Raw genomic sequence first — 19974 nt, 5'->3', positions numbered from 1 at the left:
GCGCCGGTCCCCCCACGGCGACGCACCGCAACGCCCCGGCCGGTCCGCCCGCCGCCGGGTAGCACCACGCACCCAGGAAGCTCACCCCTCACGGAGGCAGACGATGCCATCAGCCCGATCGAGAGCGACACGCCCGCAGAGCACCAGTCTTACCCCCCTTACCCCCCTTACCCCCCTTACCCCCCGTGCCGCCCGTGCCGCCCGCCTGCGGCGCGCCGCGGTCGGCGGGCTCGCCGCCACCGCCGTGTTCCTCACCGGCGGGTGCAGCGGCACGGCCCACCCGGCTAAGGACGCGGCCGCCGCCTACCGGATCACCGACCGCACCCCCGCCCCGGCCGGCGACCTCGCCTCCTTCACCTGGTCGACCTTCGCCGAGCCCGCCTCCATCGACTACGCGCAGTCCTTCGACTACCCGCCCAACCAGATCCTCGCCAACGTCTGCGAGAGCCTGCTGCGCTGGAACCCCGACCTCACGACCTCCCCCAACCTCGCGGAGTCGTTCAGCAACCCCACCCCCACCACCTGGGTCTACCGGATCCGGCCCGGAGTGCGGTTCCACGACGGGACCCCGCTCACCGCCGACGACGTCGTCGCCTCGCTGCGCCGCAACCTCGACCCGGCCGTGGCCAGCGTCTGGGCCTACCCCTTCAAGAACGTCAAGTCGGTCGAGCGCAGCGGGGACATGGAGGTCACCGTCACGCTCAGCCAGCCCGACTCCACCTTCAACCAGTACCTCGCCGCCGCTCCCGGCACGGTGGAGTCCGCCGCCACCCTCGCCAAGGCCGGCAAGGACTACGGGAACCCGCAGACCGGCGTCAACTGCACCGGCCCCTTCTCCTTCGGCTCCTGGACCTCCGGCCAGTCCCTCACCCTCAAGCGCAACGACGCCTACTGGAACCCCGAACTCAAGGCCAGGTCCGGCGAGGTGAAGTTCGTCTTCCTCGCCGACGCCACCACCCGGGTCAACGCCTTCCAGTCCGGCGAGGTCGACGGCGGCTGGATGGTCCCGCCCAACGCGTACGACCGACTGCGCTCCACCCAGGCCGGAAACCTCTACTTCGGCCGCAGCACCACCGTCGCCGACGAGGTCGTCGGCAACCTCAAGGGCCCCCTCGGCGACGCCCGCGTACGCCGGGCCCTGCTCATGGCCATCGACCGCAAGGGCATCGTCAAGGCCGGAGCCGGCGGCGCCGGAGAGGTCGCCGACTCGCTCGTCACCGACAACCTGTGGAGCGCAGCGCCCGCCGCCACCCGCGAGGCCCTCCTGAAGGACCTGCCGAAGTACCCGTACGACCCGGCCAAGGCCAAGGCGCTCGCCGCCGAGGCCGGAGTGTCCGGCCAGAAGGTCGTGATCGCGACCAGCCCCCTGGACTCGCAGACCACGATCATCACCCAGGCCGTAGCCCAGGCCGCCAAGGCCATCGGACTCGAACCGCAGATCGACAGCGTCTCCGCCGAGAAGTACACCGCGCTCTTCACCGACCCCGCCGCCCGCGAGGGCGTCGACCTCTTCCTCACGTTCTGGTACACCTCCATCACCGATCCGCTGGACATGTACGCCTCCCTGCGCACCGGCGCGTTCAGCAACTACGGCGGCTGGTCCGACCCCGCCTACGACGCGGCCGTCGACCGCGCCGTCGACACCTACGACCCGGCCGGACACGCGGCGGCCAATGCCGAGGCCCAGCGCATCGCCCTGCGCGAACTGCCCTGGCTGCCCCTGTACACCCAGCCCGTGAGCGTCTTCCTGGGCAAGCGGATCACCGGCGTCCAGCCTTCCATCGCCTACCTCTACTACCCGTGGGCCGCAGAGATCGGAGCCAAGGGATGACCGACGAGCCCCCGGGCGCGGCGCCGCCCGCCCCCGCCGGTCCCGTGCCGGCCGCCCCCGCCCCGGCCGCCCCCGCCCCCGTTCCGGCGGTCCTCGCCCGGGGCGGGCGGGTCCTGCGCCGGCTCGCCGGGATGGCCGTGACCCTCCTGGTCACCTCCTTCCTGGTGTTCTCCTCCCTCTACCTCGCGCCCGGCGACCCGGTCTCCTTCCTGGTGCGCGGGCGCAGCCCCGGCCCCGAGCAACTCGCCGAACTGCGCCACCAGTACGGCTTCGACCAGCCCTTCCTGCTGCGCTACTGGCAGTGGCTCGAAGGCGTCGTCCAGGGGGACTTCGGCCGCTCCCACCTCTTCCACCAGGACGTCTCCGCGGTCATCTGGTCCCGGCTGCCCTCTTCCCTGCTCCTCGTCGCCACCGCGGCCCTGATGATCGCCGTCGTGGGCGTCGGCGCGGGGATCGTCGGAGCGCTGCGCCGCGGCGGCCGTACCGACCGGGCGCTGATGCTGCTGGTCACGATCGGAGCGGCCGCACCCGCCTTCGTCGTCGCCCTGCTCCTGCGCTCCCTCCTCGGAGTCCGCCTGGGCTGGTTCCCGACCATCGGCAACGGCAGCGGGGTGTTCGACCGGCTGCACCACGTCTTCCTGCCGGCGGTCGCCCTGGCCGTGACCTTCACGGCCCTGGTGACCCGCGTGACCCGCTCGGCGATGCTCGACGAACTGCGCCGCGAACACGTCGAGGTCGCGCTCAGCCGGGGCACCCCCCGGCGGACGGTGATCCGGCGCCACGTCCTGCGCAACGCGTTGGGCCCCATCGTCACCGTCTCCGCGCTCCTCGTCTCGGGCATGCTCGTCAGCACCGCCATCGTCGAGACCGCCTTCGGTATGTCGGGCGTGGGCTCCCTGCTCGTCCAGAGCGTCGACCAGCTCGACTTCCAGGTCGTCCAGGCGATCGTGCTGCTGGTCGTGGCCGCCTTCGTCGTGGTCAACGCCCTCGTGGACCTCCTGCACCCGCTGATCGACCCGCGCACGGCGGCCGGGGGGAGTGCCCGATGACCCCTGACACCCAGGCCTCCGCCACGCTCCTGTCGCGCCCCGCCCGCCTCACCCGGCTACGGGCCCTCGGCGGCGGCCCGCTCCAGCGGACCTGCCTTTTCCTCCTCGTCCTGTTCGTCCTGGTCGCCGCGGTGGCGCCCTGGATCGCACCGCAGGACCCCACCTTCGGCAGCCTCGGGGACACCCTCCTCGGGCCCGGCGCCGGGCACTGGCTCGGCACCGACCAGGGCGGCCACGACACCCTGTCGGCGCTCCTCGTCGGCAGCCGGACCAGTCTGGTCGGGCCGCTCGCCGTCGTGGTGTTCTCCACCGTCATCGGTGTCGCCGTCGGCCTGTTCACCGCGTGGCGCGGCGGCCGGACCGACGCCCTCGCCGGACGCGTGCTCGACGTGCTGTTCGCCTTCCCCGCCCTGCTGCTCGCGATCCTCGCCGTCGCCCTCTTCGGCAAGGGCATGACCGCCCCCGTGCTCGCCATGGCCATCGCCTACATGCCGTACACCGCACGCCTCGTCCGGGGCCTGGCCCTCCAGGAGAAGGCCCGCCCCTACATCGCCGCCTACACCGTCCAGGGCCACTCCGCCGTGTTCGTGACGGTCCGCCGGATGCTCCCCAACATCGCCCCGACGCTCCTCGCCCAGGCGACGGTGAACTTCGGCTACGCCCTGCTCGACCTCGCGGCCCTCTCCTTCCTCGGCCTCGGCGTCCAGCCGCCGACACCCGACTGGGGCGCCATGATCAACCAGGGGCAGGCCGCCGTGCTCCAGGGACAGCCGCTGTCCGCGGTCGTCCCGGCCGTCGCGGTCGTCGTCGTGGTCGTCGCCTTCACCGTCGTCGGGGAGAGCCTCGCCGACAAGCTCGCGGGAAGGGACCCCCGATGACCCTGCTCCGGTACGAAGACCTCAGCGTCACCCTGCCCGGCACGGCCCGCCCCGTCCTAGACGGCATCGGCCTCACCGTCGGGGCCGGCGAGGCCGTCGCCCTGGTCGGCGAATCCGGCTCCGGCAAGTCCGTCACCGCCCGCGCCGCCCTCGGCCTCTTCCCCGGGGGCGCCCGGATCGCCGGCCGGGTCCTCGTCGACGGCACCGACCTCGTCGGAGCCGACGCCGCGAGCCTGCGCGCGGTGCGCACCGACACGGCGGCGATGATCTACCAGGACCCGCGCGCCGCGATCAACCCCGTCCGCCGCGTCGGGGACTTCCTCACCGAGTCCCTGCGCCTGGTCCACGGCTGGACCCGGGAACGGGCCCGCGCACGGGCCGCCGAACTGCTCGGCGCGGTCGGCCTCCCCGATCCCGTCCGCCACCTGGACCAGTACCCGCACGAGCTCTCCGGCGGCATGCTCCAGCGCGTCGTGATCGCCGCCGCCCTGACCGCCGAGCCCCGCCTGCTGCTGTGCGACGAGCCGACCACCGCCCTCGACGTCAGCACCCAGGCGGAGATCCTCGCCGTCCTCGGCCGGCTGCGGCGCGAACGCGGCCTGGGCCTGCTCCTGATCACCCACGACATCGAACTCGCCGCCTCCGTCAGCGACCGGATCTACGTGATGTACGCGGGCCGCATCGTCGAGACCGCCCCCGTGGGAGACCTCTTCACCACGCCCCGGCACCCGTACACCGCCGGACTGCTCGGCTCCTCCCCGCCGCTGGACGGCAAGGCGCCCGAGCGGCTCGTCCCCATCCCCGGCGCCCCCATGGGCCTGCTCGAATCCGCCACCGGCTGCTCCTTCGCCCCGCGCTGCCGCTTCGCCGAACCCGGCCGCTGCGACCAGTCACCGCCCCCGCTGCGCGAGCACGGTCCGGCCCTGGTCGCCTGCCACCGGGCCGGCGAACTCACCCTCACACCCCACCGCGACCAGCACGGCGACCACCACCCCAACCGGAACCAGGAGGTCAGGTGACCACCGACCAGCCCCCGCTCCTGCGGGTCGACGGCCTGCGCAAGACCTACCGGAGCGGCGCCACCGAGGTCGTCGCCGTGGACGGCCTGTCCTTCACGCTGCGCCACGGCGGCGCCCTCGGCATCGTCGGGGAGTCCGGGTCGGGGAAGACCACCACCGCCCGGATGCTCATCGGCCTCGAACGCCCCGACTCCGGGGAGATCCACGTCCAGGGCCGCCCCCTGGCCGCGTCCGTACGCGGCAGGGCGGCCCGGCTGGCGCGCGCCAAGGCCGTGCAGATCGTCTTCCAGGACCCCTACCTCTCGCTCGACGCCCGGATCACCGTCGGAGCCACCCTCGACGGGGTGCTCCGGCTGCACGGAACCCGCGACCCGGCGGAGCGCGCCACCCGCGTCCGGGCGCTCCTGGCCCGGGTCGGGCTCGGCGACCGGGAAGCGGCCGCCCTGCCCCGCCACCTCTCCGGCGGCCAGCGCCAGCGCGCCGCGATCGCCCGCGCCCTCGCCGTCGAACCGGCCGTGCTCGTCCTCGACGAAGCCGTGTCCGCCCTCGACGTGTCGGTGCAGGCCCAGGTCCTCAACCTGCTCGCCGACATCCGCCGCGACACCGGCATCGGCCTGGTCTTCGTCAGCCACGACCTGGCCGTCGTCCGCTACGTCTGCGACGAGGCCCTCGTCATGTACCGCGGCCGGACCATGGAACACCGGCCCGTCGCCGAACTGCTCACCACCCCGGACCATCCGTACACCCGGCTGCTCCTGGCCTCCGTCCCCCGCCCCGGCTGGGACCCCGACTCCATCAGCCGCCGGCGCCGCGCCCTCGACCCCCTCGGAGCCCCCGTCGAGACGTGAACCCGACCGTACGCGCGGCCGTCCGGGCCGGCCCCGGCGACCGCCGAAAATGCGGTGCGCCGCGCGGGCGGCCCGGTCTACGGTGCCACGATGAGCACCCGCACCTTCCGCGTCACCGTCCGCGGCTTCTTCGACGGCCTCACCGCCGAACAGCACGCCGAGCTGACGGCCGCGGCCCCCGCGCACGACGTACTGCGCGCCTCGTTCACCACCGAGGGGAACCTCTCCTACGAGCTGGCCGCCCGCAACTCCTTCGCCTTCCGCTTCCTGGACTCCGGGGAGGCGGAGGAGGACATCCTCGAAGCCGCCGCCCGCGCCGAACTGGCCGCCGAGAGCTGGCTGACGGAGCGCGGCTACGGCTTCAAGCGGCTGCGCTGCACCGCCGAGGACCTCTCGCTGGCCAAGCAGAGCAAGCGCCAGCGCCAGGCGGCGGCCCGCGCGAACCCCTGAGCACCCGGTCCCGTCGCCCGCCCGGACCGGCGGACCGGGGTCACCCGTCCGGCAGCGGGCGGGCCGCCAGCGGGTGCGCGGGGACCTGGTGGCCGCCCGAGGGGAGCATGCGCACCTCGCCCCGGTCACTGATCTCCGCACGGACGATGCCGGAGGCGTCGGCGTACACCGGGTGGCCGCCCGGTCCCGCGGTGTCGGTGCGGTCCACGACCACGACGTCCTCGCCCGTCCCGTCGGTCGAGGGGAAGACCAGCTCGTACCGCCTGCCGCTCATGTACGCACTCCCGTCGCTACCCGACCCCCACACCCTCCCATCCTGGGCCGACCCGGCCCGGCCCGCCCGGCGAGCGCCCGCCCCCCCCGCCGCCGGGTGCGGTCCGGGGAGCCCTTCCGGGCGCGCCCTGATGAGATAGTGGCGCTCTCCAAGGAAAGGCACACAGGGATGCGGCTGGCGGAGCTGAGCGAGCGCAGCGGTGTCTCCACCGCGACCATCAAGTACTACCTGCGCGAAGGCCTGTTGCCGCCCGGACGCCGGATCGGCGCGACGACGGCCGACTACGACGAAACGCACCTGCGCCGGCTGCGCCTGGTACGCACGCTGATCCAGGTCGGCGGGGTGCCCGTGGCGACGGCCCGCGAGGTGCTCCGGCACGTCGACGACGACTCGCTGGGCCGGACGATCCGCACGGGAGCCGCCCTGTGGGCGCTGCCGCGCGTACCGGAGCCGGACGAGGAGGACGACGCCGTGGTGACGGCCCGCGCCGAGGTGGACCGGCTGCTGGAGGGGCTGGGCTGGTCGACCGCCCGGGAACTGGCCCCCCTCTCCCCGGACCACCGCTCCCTGGTGCTGGCGGTGGCCTCGCTCATCCGCCTCGGCTACCGCTGGGACGCACGGATGCTGGCGCCCTACGCCCGTCTGATGCACCAGGTCGCCGTCCACGACCTCGACAACATGGAGGACTACCCCTCGGAGGCGGAGAGGGTGGAGGCGGCGGTCGCCGCCGCCGTCCTCTTCGAGCCGGTGCTCAAGGCCATGCACCGGCTGGCGCAGGAGGAGGAGTCGGCCCGTCGCTACGGGCTCTCCTGACCCCGCGCGCTCTCCGTTCCCCCCGGCGGGGCGTACCCCCGGGCGGCGGTCACCTCCCGGGCCAGCGCGGTGAAGGCCCGGGCCGCGGCGCTGCGGTACGCGCCATCGCGCCGCAGCAGGCTCACCGTGCGCGGCGGCAGCGGCGGGACCAGCCGGACCGGGGTCAGGCGCGGATGGTCGTCGGTGACGGCGTCGGGCAGGACGGTGGCCAGGCCGGTCCGCTGCACGAGTTCGGTCAGCGCCTGGACGGATCCGGCCTCCACCGCGACCCGCGGCCTGACCCCGTGCACCGCGAGGTAGGCGTCGATGTGCTCCCGGGTCGCGAAGTCCCCGCTCAGCAGCGCCAGCCGACGGTCCGCCAGGGCCGACACCGGCAGCGGATCCGGCTCCGGCGCCGTGGGGGCCGTACCGCTGCCGCCCACCACCAGGCCCAGGGTCTCGGTGAACAGCCCGGTCGCGGCGACCCCCGGCAGGTGGACGCCCCGGAAGGCGATGCCGAGGTCGGTGTCGTCGGCCAGCAGCGCGGCCTCGATGCGGTCCTGGGGCATCTCCCGCACCTCCACCGTGATGCCGGGGTGCGCCGTGTGGAAGGCGGCGAGCAGCGGGCCGAGGAGGTAGGCCGTGAAGGTGGGGGTGAGGGCCAGCCGCAGGTGGCCGCGGCTGAGGTCGGAGAGGTCGTGGACCGCCCGCTCGGCGGTCGCGAGGTCCCGCAGCGCCCGGCGGGCGTGCTCCGCGTAGACCGCTCCGGCGTCCGTGAGGCGCACCGCGCGTCCGCTGCGGTCCAGGAGCTGCACGCCCACCGTCCGCTCCAGCTGCTTGACCTGCTGGGACAGGGTGGGCTGGGAGATCCGCAGCTCCTCGGCGGCGCGCGTGAAGCTGCTGTGTTCGGCGACCGCGAGCAGGTAGCGCAGGTGGCGCAGTTCCAAAGCCATGGACCGACTATAGATGACATCGATGAGAGTCATCGAATTCCGCTCTTGGACACTATGACAGCAGGTCATGCATGGTGGATCTCGTCAGCCCCCCAGGGGGTGGATCCCAAGAACGGGAGTGACCATGCACGACCTCACCGAGGGCGTCGAGCGGTTCCGCCACGACGTCTTCCCCGCCAAGGCGGAGCTCTTCGCCGAGCTCGCCGCGACCCACCGCCCGCGGACCCTGTTCATCAGCTGCTCCGATGCCCGCGTGGTCCCCGAGCTGATCACCCAGAGTGAGCCCGGCGAGTTGTTCGTCGTCCGGACCGCGGGCAACCTCGTCCCCGCGCACACCCCGGGCCCGGACGGGGTGGCGGCCGGCGTCGAGTACGCCGTCGCCGTCCTCGGCGTCACCGACATCGTGGTCTGCGGCCACTCCGCCTGCGGCGCGATGACCGCGCTCGCCGAGCGCCACGACCTCGGCTCCCTCCCGGCGGTGGCCGGCTGGCTCCGCCACGCGGACGCCGCCCTCGCCCGCACCGCCCCGGCCGGCGGCGGCCCGTACCCCCTGGACGCGCTGGTACGGGAGAACGTACGGGCCCAGCTGGCGAACCTCGCCACCCACCCGCCGGTGGCCCGCGCCCTCGCCGCCCGGTCGCTGGTCCTGCGCGGCTGGGTCTACGACATCCCCTCCGGCGCCGTCGAGGAGATCGAGCGCACCGGCGGCACCGTCGCCCTCGCGGCCTGACCCCCGCCACCTCCGTCCCGGCGCCCTTCCCCGCCCCGAACCCCTTCCCCCCTCCGAAAGGACACCCTTCCCATGGTGCACGCCCAGTTCGCCCCCGCCGTCCGTGAGCGCCTCGCCGACGCGGCCGTCGAGGCCAAGGTCCGCAAGAACCTGACCTGGCGCCAGATCGCCGACGTCACCGGCCTGTCCGTGGCCTTCGTCACCGCCGCCGTCCTCGGCCAGCACCCGCTGCCGGAGCCCGCCGCCAAGGCCGTCGCCGAACTCCTCGGCCTCGACGAGGACGCCGCGATGTGGCTGCAGACCATCCCCACCCGGGGCTCGATCCCCGGCTCGGTCCCCACCGACCCGACGATCTACCGCTTCCACGAGATGCTCCAGGTCTACGGCACCACCCTCAAGGCCCTGGTCCACGAGGAGTTCGGCGACGGCATCATCAGCGCCATCAACTTCCGCCTCGACGTGCGGAAGGTCGCCGACCCCGACGGCGGCGAGCGCGCCGTCATCACGCTCGACGGCAAGTACCTCCCGACCCGGCCCTTCTGACCCCGGCCGCCGGGGCCGGCCCGCTCACCGGATCGGGTTCAGGCAGGCCAGCGCCGCCGCCGTGAGCGCGGCCACCCCTGCCGGCAGCGCCGTCCGCACGTCGGGCGCGAAGTCCGGCGCGTGATTGGCCGGGAGCGCGGCCAGCTTCGCGGCGGCGTCCTCCCCGGGCGCCGCCGCCCACGCGGCGGGGCCGACCACGCCCAGCATCCAGTAGGCGAGCCGTACCCCCTCCGCCCCGTGCACCGACCGCCCCGCGTCGCCGAACAGCCCGAAGTCCTCCGTGGCGAGCGACGGCGGCCACATCGCCACCCGCTCCGCCCCGAAGTGCGCCGCGTGCGCCTCCCGCACCGTCCCCGTCGTCGCCGGATCGGGGTGGGTGACGGGAGACTCGCGCTCGCGGACGATCTCCGGCTCGCGGGGGCAGCCGGAAGCCGCGCACTCCGCGCGGACGATCCGTTCCACGCCGGCCGCGGCCCGCGCGAGCGCCGCCCCGCCCGCGGCCCGCACCGTGATCAGCAGCTCGGCCCGCTCCGGCACCACGTTGGCGCGCTCGCCCGCCCGGAACGAGCCCACGGTGACGGCCACCTGCTCCGAGGGCGCCGCCTCCCGCGCCACCACCGTCTGCAGCCGGATCACCACGTGGGCCGCCGTCACCACCGGGTCCACCGTCAGGTGCGGGGCGCCCGCGTGCCCGCCCCGGCCGTGCACCACGACCCGGAAGGTGACGCTGCCCGCCGTCATCGGCCCGTACCCGTGCGCCACCATCCCGGCCGGGAGCGGCGCGGCGTGCTGCGCGAGGACCGTGTCCGGGCGGCCGACACGCTCGTACAGCCCGTCGGCGAGCATCGCCGCGGCCCCCTCCAGCGTCTCCTCCGCGGGCTGGCCCACCACCACCAGCGTGCCCCGCCAGGCCTCCGGGGCGGCGCCCGCCAGCACGGAGGCGGCCCCGGCGGCCGCGGCCAGGTGCAGGTCGTGCCCGCAGGCGTGCGCCACCGGCCCCTCGCTCGCGTACGGCAGCCCGGTGGTCTCCCGGACCGGCAGCGCGTCCAGCTCGGCGCGCAGCACCACGGTCGGGCCTTCGCCCCGTCGCAGCACCCCGGCCACGCCGTGCCCGCCGATCCCGCGGGTGGTCGCGTACCCGGCGGACTCCAGCCAGTCGGCGAAGCGGCCCGCCGTGCGTCGTTCCCCGCCCGACAGCTCCGGGTGCCGGTGCAGATCCAGGTACAGGGTGGTCAGCGGCCGCAGCAGCGGGGGGAGCGCCGCGAGCACGGCGGAGGCGGGGCCGGGGGCGGAAGGGGAGGCGGAGGCGGAGGCCGGGACGGTCGCGGTCATGGAGCCCATGATCGGCCACCGGATCCGGCCGGGTCTGTCAGGCCGCTGACACCTTCTGTCAGAGGAATGTCAGAAGGAGGACACGTGACATGACGGTGCGAGCGGTTCTCCTGGAGGGGCACCGCACGGAGACGGCCGTCCCGTGGTCGCGCACCCAGTGACCGCACCAACTGAAGGAGTCCCCATGGAGAAGTCGCCGCTCGCCTCGCTCGCCGACGAGATCCTGGAGCTGGAGTCGGAGACCTTCGAGATCTCGGACTACTCGGACGCCAGCGAGGTCGTGCTCGCCGGTTCCACCAGCTGCAGCTCCACCTCGACCTGTTCCTCCACCACCAGCACCACCTCCTGCAGCGCCTGACCCGAGCTCAGCAGGCCGTGCACACGGATGCCCCGGCCCCCTCTCCCGAGGGGGCCGGGGCATCCGGCGCGCGGGGCCGGCCCGCTCAGGGGAACGGGTGCGGCACCAGCCGGACCTCCGCCTCCGTCAGCGGCTCCCGGCGCAGCCCGGCGCGCACGGCCGCCGTCCGCATCCGCGGCATGTACGGGGCCCGCTGGCGCGACCAGCCGAAGTCGATCGGCAGCAGCCCCGGGACGATCGCGCACACCGTGCTCAGCCCCGCCCGGCGCTGCTCCGGAGTCGTCTGGTCCACGACGATCACATCGTGCCCGGCGGAGGTGAGTTCGCCCACGCACAGCATCAGGTCGTCGCGCAGATCGCCCGTCCGCGGGCGCCCCCGCTCCTCCCACTCCTCGTACAGCCCGTCCATCGGCCGCACGGCGAGCGGCTCCCGGTACGGGCGCACGTACGGGGACATCGCGGGCAGCCCGTACAGCTGGGCATGGTCCTTGAGGTGCTTGACCAGGGAGAAGTCCCGGGTCATCGCCTCCAGTTCGGCCTGCCGCTCCGCCACCTGGCCGGGCAGGTGCGGGATGTAGGTGAGCACCTCCGACAGGGCGGCCTCCACCGCCGCCGCCGGATCCAGCGCGGCCCCCGCGCCGAAGGAGTACAGCCCCGGCCCGCCGTCGCGCCGCACCGCGAGCCCCGTCACCACCGGCACCGCCAGGTCGATCCGGTTGTCGAAGGCGTGCACGTCGTACCCCTGCAGGGCGGCCCGGTCCACCATCGTCCGCACCGCCGGCCCCGGCACGGACGCCAGGTCGATCTCCGTCAGCCGCAGGCCGCCGTACCAGGCCAGCAGGAAGGCGTCCCGCTCGATCAGCTCCAGCAGCGCGCCGAGCAGGGCCTCCTCGGGAGAACCGCCGATGGCGCAGCCGTTGGAGCACTCGAAGACGAAGTTGTCGGCCGCGAGGCCCGCGCTGTAGTACGCCAGGCGGGCCGGGACCAGCACCGGGCGGTCGTCGCGCAGCGAATGCCCGTACACCCAGGGGATGGGCCGCCGCGGGTCGAAGGGCGAGACCAGCGGATCGTCCCGGTAGGTCGCCTCCGGGTAGAACCCGCAGAGCGCCGGGTCCAGGGCCCGCCCGCCCAGTTCCGCGTAGGGGGCGGTGAGCACCTCGGTGGCGCCGGTGCGCCGGTGCGTGCCCGCGTACCGCTCCAGGCCCTCCAGGAAGGCCAGGTCGCGGCTGGCGGAGAAGCTGTTGGCCTGCCCGCTCCAGGTGACGTCCGTCAGCCCGGCGTAGCCGCGCATGAAGACGCTGCCCGCGACGGGCGCGGTGGTCGGCGAGGTCACGTTGGTCCAGGTGCCCGCGCCCAGCACCCCCGTCACCGGGTTGGCCAGCGCCTCGTGCGGCACCGGGTACGAGGACGCCGCGCGCAGCCGCTGCGCCCCCGGGTGGGGCTTGGGCCGCGAGCGCGGGGTGAACGGCCGCGGGGCGTCGGTGCCGCGCGGACCGCAGTCCGGGCACAGCGGGTCGGCGGCCAGCGGGTACGTGCGCACCTGGAGGGTCTCCAGGTCCAGCCGGGAGACCTGGGGCAGGGCCCGGTCGGCCGCCGACGGGCCGGGCGCGCCCGCCTCCCCGCCCGCCACGGCCGCGTGCAGGGCGGCGACCGCGTCGAGCACGTACGGGGACAGCCGGGGCCAGTTCACCGCCACGGTGGTGACCGGCCCGGTGCCGGTCTCCAGCGCGTCCCGTTCGCTGCGGCTGCGCAGCCGCTGCCAGCGCATCGCCAGGCACTGCCCGCAGGCGGGCGCGGTGCCGTCGCCGCCCCACGGGCCGACCAGTACGGCCCGGGCGCTGAGGTGGACCGTGGCGCCCGGCCGGACCGGGGCGAACGGGTCGGCGGCGCGCGGTCCGAGGGCGTCGTGCACCCCCAGGGTGACGACGGCGGGCCCGGTGCCCGCGCCGCCGAGGGCCCCCTCCAGCGCGCGCCGGGCCGCTTCCATCGGGGCGCCCGCCGGGACCCCCTCCCGTACGGCTCTCGTCGTGGTCATGACTGGTTGCTCCAGCGGAAGGTCTTGAGCCCGATCCCGCCGAACAGCAGGGCGAACCCGCACAGCGCCGCGCACCCGATCCCGATGGTGGCGAGGGAGCCCGAACCGGTCAGCGCGCCCGTGGCCGCGTCGTTGAGGTAGCGCAGGGGCAGCACCCGGGAGACCGACCGCAGCCAGCCCGGCATCATGTCGAGCGGCAGGAAGGACCCGGACAGGAACGCCATCGGCACCATCAGGCAGTTGGCGATCGCGGCGACGGCCTCGGGAGTGTTGGCGAAGTTCCCGACGATCACGCCGATCGCCATGAAGGCGGTGATTCCGGCCACCAGCGCCGGCAGCACCAGCGGCCAGCGGCCGTCCAGGACCAGCCCGAAGCCGGGCAGCATGGCCACGGCTATGAACACCGCCGCCTGCACGACGCCCACGACCACGGCCAGGACGTAGCGGGAGGCCAGCACGGTGGTCAGCGGCGTGGGGGTGAGCCGGATCAGCCGCAGCAGGTCGTCGCGCCGCCACTGCATCAGGGTGAAGGCGATACCGAAGACGGCGGCGTTGGCGACGCCCCAGGACATCACCCCCGGTGCGATGTACGAGATGTAGGGGCGTCCGCTCTCCTCCACGTCCTGGCCGCTGAAGATCAGGCCGAAGACGACGAGGAAGAGGAGGGGGAAGGCGAAGGTGAAGAAGAGGGTGGCCTTGTCCCGGACCTGGGCCCGGTAGCCCGACGAGGTCAGTGCCGTGTACGCGCTCATGCCGGGGACTCCGTGGTGTGTGCGGGGGTGCGGCCGGTGTCCGGCCCGTGGTGGTGGCCGGTGAGTTCCAGGTAGACGTCCTCCAGGGTCGCCGTCCGGGTCATCACCCCGTCGAGTCCGGTGAGGGCGTCGACGGCCTGCAGGACCCGGCCGGGGGCAGAGGTCTCCAGCACCAGGGAGCCGCCCTGCTCGCTCACCCGGTCCACCCCCTCCAGGGCGGCGGCCTGCGCGACGCCGATCCGCCCGGCCGGCACCAGCAGCCGGGCCGGGGCCCCGGCGGAGGCGACCAGCCGGTGCGGGGAGTCGAGGGCGGCGATCCGGCCCGCGACGAGGATGGCCACCCGGTCGCACAGGGCCTCGGCCTCGTCCAGGTGGTGGGTGGTGTAGACGATGGTGCGGCCCTCGCCCTTGAGGGCGCGCAGCACCTCCCACAGGTCACGGCGGGCCTGCGGGTCCAGCGCGGCCGTCGGTTCGTCCAGGAAGATCAGTTCGGGGTCGTGGACCAGCGCCGAGGCGATGGCGAGCCGCTGGCGCTGCCCGCCCGAGAGGTTCTCGACGAGGACGTCGCGCTGCTCGGTCAGGGCGACCGTCTCCAGCGTGCGGTCCGCGGCGGCCGCGTCCTTGCGGTACAGCCCGGCGACGGTCGCCAGGTGCTCGCGCGCCGTCTGCCGCACGAAGAAGGCCGACGCCTGCGTCTGGACGCCGATCCGCGGCAGCAGCGCGGTGTTGCGGGGCCAGGGGCGTTCGCCCAGGACCTCCACCGTGCCGGAGTCCGCCTGGCGCAGGCCCTCGACGATCTCGATGAGGGTGGTCTTGCCCGCGCCGTTGGGGCCGAGCAGGCCGAAGAACTCGCCGCGGCGCACGTCGAGGGAGATGCCGTCCACGGCCTGGCGGTCGCCGTAGCGCTTGCGGACCTCCTGGACGGAGACGGCGACGGGGCCCGTGACGGGTGCCTCGGGCGGTGGGGTGCGGTCAGTTGTCATGGGCGGTGCGGTTCCCTCGGTATCGGTAGCGACATCGGTATCGGTGGCGGCATCGGAGACGGAGCGGGTGGAAGGAAGGGGTTCGGGTTCAGGTACGGACGGTGAGGACCACGGCGGCCGCCGCGGCCCCGGCCAGGAGCAGGACCAGCACGGCCGAGCCGATGCCGTAGCCGAGGTAGAGCCGCCGGGCCCGGCGCGGGTACGCGTCCGCGGCGGCGCGGTCGCGCATCCGCAGCCGCAGGTAGGCCGAGCTGGCGGGCGCCAGCCGGGTCACGCGCAGGGCGTGCCCGAGCAGCGCGTAGCCGTCGAGCGGCGGCAGCGGGACGAGGTTGACCAGGGCCTGGGCGCTGCCGAGCAGCAGCAGCGCGCCCAGCACCCGCCCGGTGGCGTCGTCGGTGGGCAGTGCGGCCCACCAGCCGAAGAAGGGCAGCAGGAACAACAGGTTGGCGAAGGCGCCCGCCCCGGCGACCGCCAGCTGCTGGCGACGACGCCGCAGGTAGCGGTAGTTGTCGACGGTGCAGTACATGATCGCGACCGGCAGCCGCCAGCGCAGCCCGATCTCCCCGACCGTACCGCCGACGTGCCGGGCGGCGATCCCGTGCGCGAACTCGTGCAGGGCGGTGCTCAACCACAGCAGCGTGGCCACCGCCAGCAGCGGCACCGGGCGCGACAGCAACCACCACAGGTCCTCCAGGAGTTCCCCGGCCGCGAGAGCCAGCACCCCTTCCATGCCCAGGCATACGAGGATCAGCGCCCCCACCGCCACCGGCCGCAGGACCGGCCGCAGGAACCGGTGCAGCCGCGCCGTCGTCGCGTCGGCGTCCGCGACCAGCCGCAGGGTCCCGCGCAGCAGGGTCCCGGTGCGCTGCGGTCCCGGTCCGGCCGCGGGCTCCGGGAGCGGACCGCCCGCCAGCAGCCGCCGGCTCCCCAGCAGCCCGAGCAGCTGCTGCCAGTTCCGCTCGCCCAGGCGGCGCCCGAAGGCCCGGCCGTAGGCCTCGCCGATCTCCGCGAGGCTGCGCGAGCCGTCCAGCCGCGAGACCAGGAAGTACTCCTTCGGCCCGATCTCGAAGGAGGACCCGGACACCGGATCCTTCACCAGGTGCACCACGGCCGGGCCGTTCAGCAGCGGCGGCGACAGCAGGATCCCCGGCCGCAGCGCCGGCCGGTGCTCCAGCATCCCCGACGGCGTGCTCACGGCCCGACCACCTCCGCCCCGGCCGGGTCCGGCGAGGCGCCCCCGGGCACGCCCTCCCGCAGCACCCGGCCCAGCAGGTGCGCGAGATAGGCCTCGTCCCGGATGGTCACGTGCAGCCGGTTGTTCGTCATGTGCATGTAGGGGGAGAGCAGCAGCGGCAGCGCCACCGCCGGATCCGTCACCCGCTCGTCGCGGGTCCCGTCCCACGAGCGGAACACCAGCTCCCCGTCGACGGCGAGCGCCTCGGCCCGCCGCCGCAGCTCCCGGCAGTGCTCGGCCCAGCCGGCGAGGAAGGCGGGCAGCCGGCCGGTCTCCCCGGAGCCGAGCGCCGCCAGCACCCCCGCGAAGCGGCGCGCGAGCCCGGGGGCGGTCTGCTCGTAGGTGCGGTCGTACTCGGAGGAGCCGATGAACCCGGTGCCCGGGAAGGCCCGGTGCCAGAACTCGTAGTAACGGTCGAGGTAGCCGCCGAGCTCCTCCCGGTCGGGCAGGAACACCCCCGCCATCACCATCATCAGCTGCGCCGACGTGCCCAGCAGCACCGTCCGCAGGTGCAGGTTCATCGAGCCCAGGGCCTCCATGACCAGATCGCTGGAGCGGGCGAAGTGCCACTCGGCGAGCTCGACCCCGGCCGGACCGCCGTACTTGCCGAACTCCGGTTCGTACGGCTCCCAGGAGAAGGAGTTGTTGGGGCGCAGGTTCATCCGGCCGTCGGCGCCCATGAAGGCGGCCCGGTCCCCCTCGGGGAACTCGATGTCGAAGAGCGTGTTGTAGAACTCGTTGAGGAATCCGGAGTCCACCTCGTACAGCGCCGGCCGGGCCTTCAGGAAGGCGGCCACCGCCTCCTCGGTGCGCCGCCGCACCTCGGGCTCCGCCTCGGGGGCCACCGGGCACAGCCGCAGCCGCACGTGCGGCCCTTCCAGCCAGTAGTTGATGAAGAAGTGGCCCGCCAGCAGGCCGTCCTCTGCGAGCGAGGCGATCAGCGGGCGCACGCACCGCACCAGCAGGGGCTGCGGGTTGGCGGCGTAGAAGATGTGCATGGCCTGCCACGCGCCACGCGTCGGGGTCAGCTCTGACATCTGGCAACGCCTTCCGGATCAGGGGAGTTCGAGGACAACGGGGAGCCCGGGCCCGACGGGGTGGCCGTGGCGCCCGGGGCGGTCGTGGTGAAGGTCTCGACGGCGAGTTCGGCGACGTGCGCCCCGCGCTCCGAGAAGGTGTGCAGCGCGCCGGGGTCCGGCAGCATCTCGCGGAAGACCACCCGGTGGCCGCCCTCCCGCAGCAGCGGCTCGAAGGCCGCCAGCGACAGCAGGCTCGCGAAGTCCACGTACTGCGGTTTCGCCCCCAGCGCCGACGGACCCGCCGACACCGTCGCGAACACCCGCTCCGGCAGCCCGTGGGCCCGTCGCCAGCGCTGCCACTCCAGGAAGTGCGCGGCCTCCCGCGCCCCGTGGACGGGCAGTCGCCCCGCCGTGGTGGTCCAGCTGCGCCGACTCAGCACCACGTCCCCGTGCACCACCCGCGGACGCGCGCTCACCCCGCCGTGCGCCGCGGCGTCCGGCACCCCCGCCCACACGTCCAGCGGGGACATCGAGGACGGTGAGAGCAGCAGCAGGGTCCGCGGTACGGCGGGCAGCGCGAGCGGCACCAGGTACCCGAGGTACACCGGGATCACCTCCACGCCCAGGCGGCGCGACCGCAGCACCACCCGGCCCGTCCCGGGCACGTGCTGCGCGTACAGGTCGTCCAGGCGCAGCAGCCGTTCCTCCGGCAGGGTGCCGCTCTCGCCCGGACAGACGATCTCGTGGTCGGTGAGCCGTCCGTGCAGGTTCAGGTTGGTGGTCACCGGCCCGCCGGTGACCTCGGCGAACACCGCGCCCGGCGGGGTGACCGCGGCGGCCGTGGCGCGCAACTGCCCGTCGAGGGACGGCCGGCCGTCCCGGTCCCCGTAGACGTGGGTGAAACGGCTGAAGGGGAAGGACAGCCCGCCGTAGGAGCGGTTCAGCACGGTCAGCTCCGCGCCCGTGGCCGGGTCGCGGGCCAGCTGCACGTGGTGGCAGCGCGGCGCGAAACCGGGTACCACCGGCTCCAGTTCCCCCGCCACGGCCTCGACGTCGTCCTCGGTCAGGCGCAGTTCGGCGCCGCCGCCCCGCTCCTCGTACGCCGCCCAGTGCTCCCGCATCCGGCCGGTGAAGGCGCGCCGGGCCGCGTCCAGGGCCCGGATGCCGGGCAGCCCGAGCCAGTTCTCCTCCGGCACGTACTCGCCGCGCGCGTCGAAGGGGGTGCGCCGCGCGGTGAAGGACAGGTACTGGTCGAAGAAGTCCTCGTGGAAGTCGTGCACCAGGCCCAGGAGGTCCTCGCAGCGCCCGCCCCGCCCGTAGCGGGCGGTGAAGAAGCCCTCGAAGGTGATCCGCTGGGCGAGGGTCAGGTCGAAGGCCGGCAGGATCCGCTCCACCGACCGCAGCGCGCCCCCGCCGGAACCCTCCCGTGCCCACGCCGGCGCCGGCGCCGGCAGCTCACGGCCCGCGCTCACGTCCTCGTAGACCAGGGTCTGCGGCAGCGGCGCGTCCGCGGGCGCGCCCAGCTCCTCCTGCGCCCGGCGCAGCCCGGTGCGCAGGGCGCGCAGCAGTTCCGCGCGCTCCGCCCGGTCCGCGTGCGGATAGCGCTCCAGCACCCGGGCCGGCTCCTCCAGCAGTCCGGCGAGTGCCTCCGCCCAGGGCCGCTCCAGCGCGCGCAGCGCACCCTGGAAGGACCGTACGGGATCCCCGCTGTGCACCTGGGTGTCCAGGCACGGCACGCGCACCATGCCCAGCTCCAGCAGGGCCGCGATGTACGCCTCGCACTCCGCCGCCGGCGCCCCGTGCTCCGCCGCCAGCCAGTCGGCCAGCTCCCGGTGGCGCAGCTCCCGGTGGCGCAGCTCCGGCTGCCCGACGGCCTCCTCCCGCTCCGCGAACAGGGCGAGCAGCCGGTCGAGGGTGCCGCTGCGGCGCAGGAAGAACAGGCGGTCCTTGACCGCGTCGAAGGTGACGGCGGCCGAGTCGTCGCCGGCCGTGACCGAGCGGCGCACGTAGCGGATCCGGTCCTCCTCGCGCCCCCAGCCCGGCGCCGGGCGCAGCGGCAGGTCCCGGCGGCGCACCGGATCGGCCAGGACCAGCTCCGCGAGCCGGGCCAGGACCACCACGTTCAGCCGGACGTGGCTGCTCCAGTGGTCTTCCACCCGGATCCCCTCCGGCCCGCCCTCCGCCGTGAACCGGCCGGTCGCCACCCCGGTGAAGGTGCTGAAGGGGCTGGTCTTGCAGGCAGTGCGGAAGAGGTACGAGAGCACCGAGCGCTCGGCCTTGCGGGCCCGGCCCCGCGGCACCGCGCCGTCCGCGGTGGCCTCCGCGTACGCGTCGAGCTGCCCTTCCAGGACCGGCGAGGCCAGCAGCAGCCCGTGCCGCAGCCGCTCGTCCGCCAGCAGTTCGCGCAGCGCCGCCCGGCCCCGGCCCAGATCGGCGGCCAGCAGGGCCTCGCCCTCGGCCAGCAGCTTCGCCAGTTCGCCCGCGCGCAGCAGCCAGCCGCCGAGCCGCTCCACCGCGTCGCCGGCCCCCGGTCCGCCGAAGTCGGCGAGCGTGCGCAGCGCGCCCTCGGGGTCGGCGGGCGGCCGCCCGTTGTGGATCTGCCGCCGCAGCCGCAGCAGCGCGCGGCGCCCCGCCGCGTCCGGTCCGCCCGGATCCGGGTCGGTCGCGCCGACCGCCCGGTGCAGCACCTCGCTCAGCCACTGGGCGTCCGCCCGCAGCGCGTCCTCGGCCGTGAGCACGTCGGCCGCCCAGCGGCGGGTGTCCGCGCAGCGCAGCGCGTCGGCCGCGGTCAGGGGCAGGCCGGCCACGCGCAGCATGAAGCGGTCGCCCGCTCGCCATTGGGTGGTGGTGTTCATCCTGATCGTTCCGCTTCTCTCGGTGGGCACTTCGCGTCC

The 19974-nt window shown here is 74.6% G+C and carries 19 protein-coding genes; 10 read left to right on the top strand and 9 right to left on the bottom strand.

What is annotated here, in order from left to right; genetic code table 11:
- Positions 1-244: 244 nt before the first annotated feature.
- The 6 genes from OG295_RS01460 to OG295_RS01435 all read left to right on the top strand — a co-directional run bounded on the left by OG295_RS01460 (position 245) and on the right by OG295_RS01435 (position 6075).
- The gene (locus OG295_RS01460; protein WP_371675117.1) at positions 245-1831 is read left to right on the top strand and encodes an ABC transporter substrate-binding protein; all 1587 of its coding nucleotides are present in this window, start codon (positions 245-247) and stop codon (positions 1829-1831) included.
- Positions 1828-2880 carry an ABC transporter permease gene (locus OG295_RS01455; RefSeq protein WP_371675116.1) on the top strand — a complete coding sequence of 351 codons (1053 nt, stop codon included), beginning with the start codon at positions 1828-1830 and terminating at the stop codon, positions 2878-2880. The genes OG295_RS01460 and OG295_RS01455 overlap by 4 nt, the downstream gene beginning before the upstream one ends.
- Entirely contained in the window at positions 2877-3758 is an 882-nt protein-coding gene (locus tag OG295_RS01450; protein WP_371675115.1) for an ABC transporter permease, read from the top strand. Before OG295_RS01455 ends, OG295_RS01450 begins: the two co-directional genes overlap by 4 nt.
- Complete coding sequence (locus OG295_RS01445) at positions 3755-4777, top strand: ABC transporter ATP-binding protein (RefSeq protein ID WP_371675114.1); 1023 nt, start codon at positions 3755-3757, stop codon at positions 4775-4777. Before OG295_RS01450 ends, OG295_RS01445 begins: the two co-directional genes overlap by 4 nt.
- Positions 4774-5625: an ATP-binding cassette domain-containing protein gene (locus OG295_RS01440; protein WP_371675113.1), complete on the top strand. Its 852-nt coding sequence runs from the start codon at positions 4774-4776 to the stop codon at positions 5623-5625. Before OG295_RS01445 ends, OG295_RS01440 begins: the two co-directional genes overlap by 4 nt.
- Positions 5626-5715: 90 nt before the next feature.
- Positions 5716-6075 carry a DUF6204 family protein gene (locus OG295_RS01435; protein ID WP_371675112.1) on the top strand — a complete coding sequence of 120 codons (360 nt, stop codon included), beginning with the start codon at positions 5716-5718 and terminating at the stop codon, positions 6073-6075.
- A gap of 40 nt (positions 6076-6115) precedes the next feature.
- On the opposite strand, the gene OG295_RS01430 is transcribed toward OG295_RS01435, so the two are convergent.
- Entirely contained in the window at positions 6116-6349 is a 234-nt protein-coding gene (locus tag OG295_RS01430; RefSeq protein ID WP_285538437.1) for a DUF6296 family protein, read from the bottom strand.
- A gap of 168 nt (positions 6350-6517) precedes the next feature.
- Between OG295_RS01430 and OG295_RS01425 the strand changes: the two genes are divergently transcribed.
- Positions 6518-7162, top strand: a complete 645-nt coding sequence (locus tag OG295_RS01425) for a MerR family transcriptional regulator (protein ID WP_371675111.1) — start codon at positions 6518-6520, stop codon at positions 7160-7162.
- Here OG295_RS01425 and cynR read toward each other — a convergent pair.
- Complete coding sequence (gene cynR / locus OG295_RS01420; protein ID WP_371675110.1) at positions 7147-8094, bottom strand: transcriptional regulator CynR; 948 nt, start codon at positions 8092-8094, stop codon at positions 7147-7149. The two genes, OG295_RS01425 and cynR, sit on opposite strands and share 16 nt — an antisense overlap.
- A 124-nt stretch (positions 8095-8218) precedes the next feature.
- On the opposite strand from cynR, the gene OG295_RS01415 reads away from it, so the two are divergent.
- Positions 8219-8824: a carbonic anhydrase gene (locus OG295_RS01415; RefSeq protein ID WP_371675109.1), complete on the top strand. Its 606-nt coding sequence runs from the start codon at positions 8219-8221 to the stop codon at positions 8822-8824.
- A gap of 72 nt (positions 8825-8896) precedes the next feature.
- A complete protein-coding gene (gene cynS / locus OG295_RS01410) occupies positions 8897-9367 on the top strand; it encodes a cyanase (RefSeq protein WP_266846174.1) in 471 nt (156 codons plus the stop codon).
- Positions 9368-9391: 24 nt separating this feature from the next.
- Here cynS and OG295_RS01405 read toward each other — a convergent pair whose 3' ends face one another.
- The gene (locus OG295_RS01405; protein WP_371675108.1) at positions 9392-10699 is read right to left on the bottom strand and encodes an amidohydrolase; all 1308 of its coding nucleotides are present in this window, start codon (positions 10697-10699) and stop codon (positions 9392-9394) included.
- Positions 10700-10883: 184 nt separating this feature from the next.
- Here OG295_RS01405 and OG295_RS01400 point away from each other — a divergent pair, with 184 nt between their 5' ends.
- The gene (locus tag OG295_RS01400) at positions 10884-11057 is read left to right on the top strand and encodes a thiazolylpeptide-type bacteriocin (RefSeq protein ID WP_007268044.1); all 174 of its coding nucleotides are present in this window, start codon (positions 10884-10886) and stop codon (positions 11055-11057) included.
- A gap of 85 nt (positions 11058-11142) precedes the next feature.
- Here OG295_RS01400 and OG295_RS01395 read toward each other — a convergent pair whose 3' ends face one another.
- The 6 genes from OG295_RS01395 to OG295_RS01370 all read right to left on the bottom strand — a co-directional run bounded on the left by OG295_RS01395 (position 11143) and on the right by OG295_RS01370 (position 19935).
- Positions 11143-13092, bottom strand: coding sequence for a TOMM precursor leader peptide-binding protein (locus tag OG295_RS01395; RefSeq protein WP_371675107.1), 1950 nt, complete (start codon positions 13090-13092; stop codon positions 11143-11145).
- Positions 13089-13844, bottom strand: coding sequence for an ABC transporter permease (locus OG295_RS01390; protein WP_371675106.1), 756 nt, complete (start codon positions 13842-13844; stop codon positions 13089-13091). The genes OG295_RS01395 and OG295_RS01390 overlap by 4 nt, the downstream gene beginning before the upstream one ends.
- Positions 13841-14827: an ABC transporter ATP-binding protein gene (locus tag OG295_RS01385; protein WP_371675105.1), complete on the bottom strand. Its 987-nt coding sequence runs from the start codon at positions 14825-14827 to the stop codon at positions 13841-13843. The genes OG295_RS01390 and OG295_RS01385 overlap by 4 nt, the downstream gene beginning before the upstream one ends.
- Positions 14828-14915: 88 nt before the next feature.
- Positions 14916-16004 carry a peptidase M50 gene (locus OG295_RS01380; RefSeq protein ID WP_371681070.1) on the bottom strand — a complete coding sequence of 363 codons (1089 nt, stop codon included), beginning with the start codon at positions 16002-16004 and terminating at the stop codon, positions 14916-14918.
- 14 nt (positions 16005-16018) lie between these two features.
- On the bottom strand, positions 16019-17098 hold the full coding sequence (locus tag OG295_RS01375) for a lantibiotic dehydratase C-terminal domain-containing protein (RefSeq protein ID WP_371675104.1): 1080 nt from the start codon (positions 17096-17098) through the stop codon (positions 16019-16021).
- A complete protein-coding gene (locus OG295_RS01370) occupies positions 17086-19935 on the bottom strand; it encodes a lantibiotic dehydratase (RefSeq protein ID WP_371675103.1) in 2850 nt (949 codons plus the stop codon). Before OG295_RS01370 ends, OG295_RS01375 begins: the two co-directional genes overlap by 13 nt.
- Positions 19936-19974 lie beyond the last annotated feature (39 nt).

Source organism: Streptomyces sp. NBC_01276 (genome assembly GCF_041435355.1).
In the GTDB taxonomy this organism is placed as follows: Bacteria; Actinomycetota; Actinomycetes; order Streptomycetales; family Streptomycetaceae; genus Streptomyces.
Note: the sequence above shows the minus strand (reverse complement) of the source record. Positions and strands in the feature narration are given on the sequence as shown.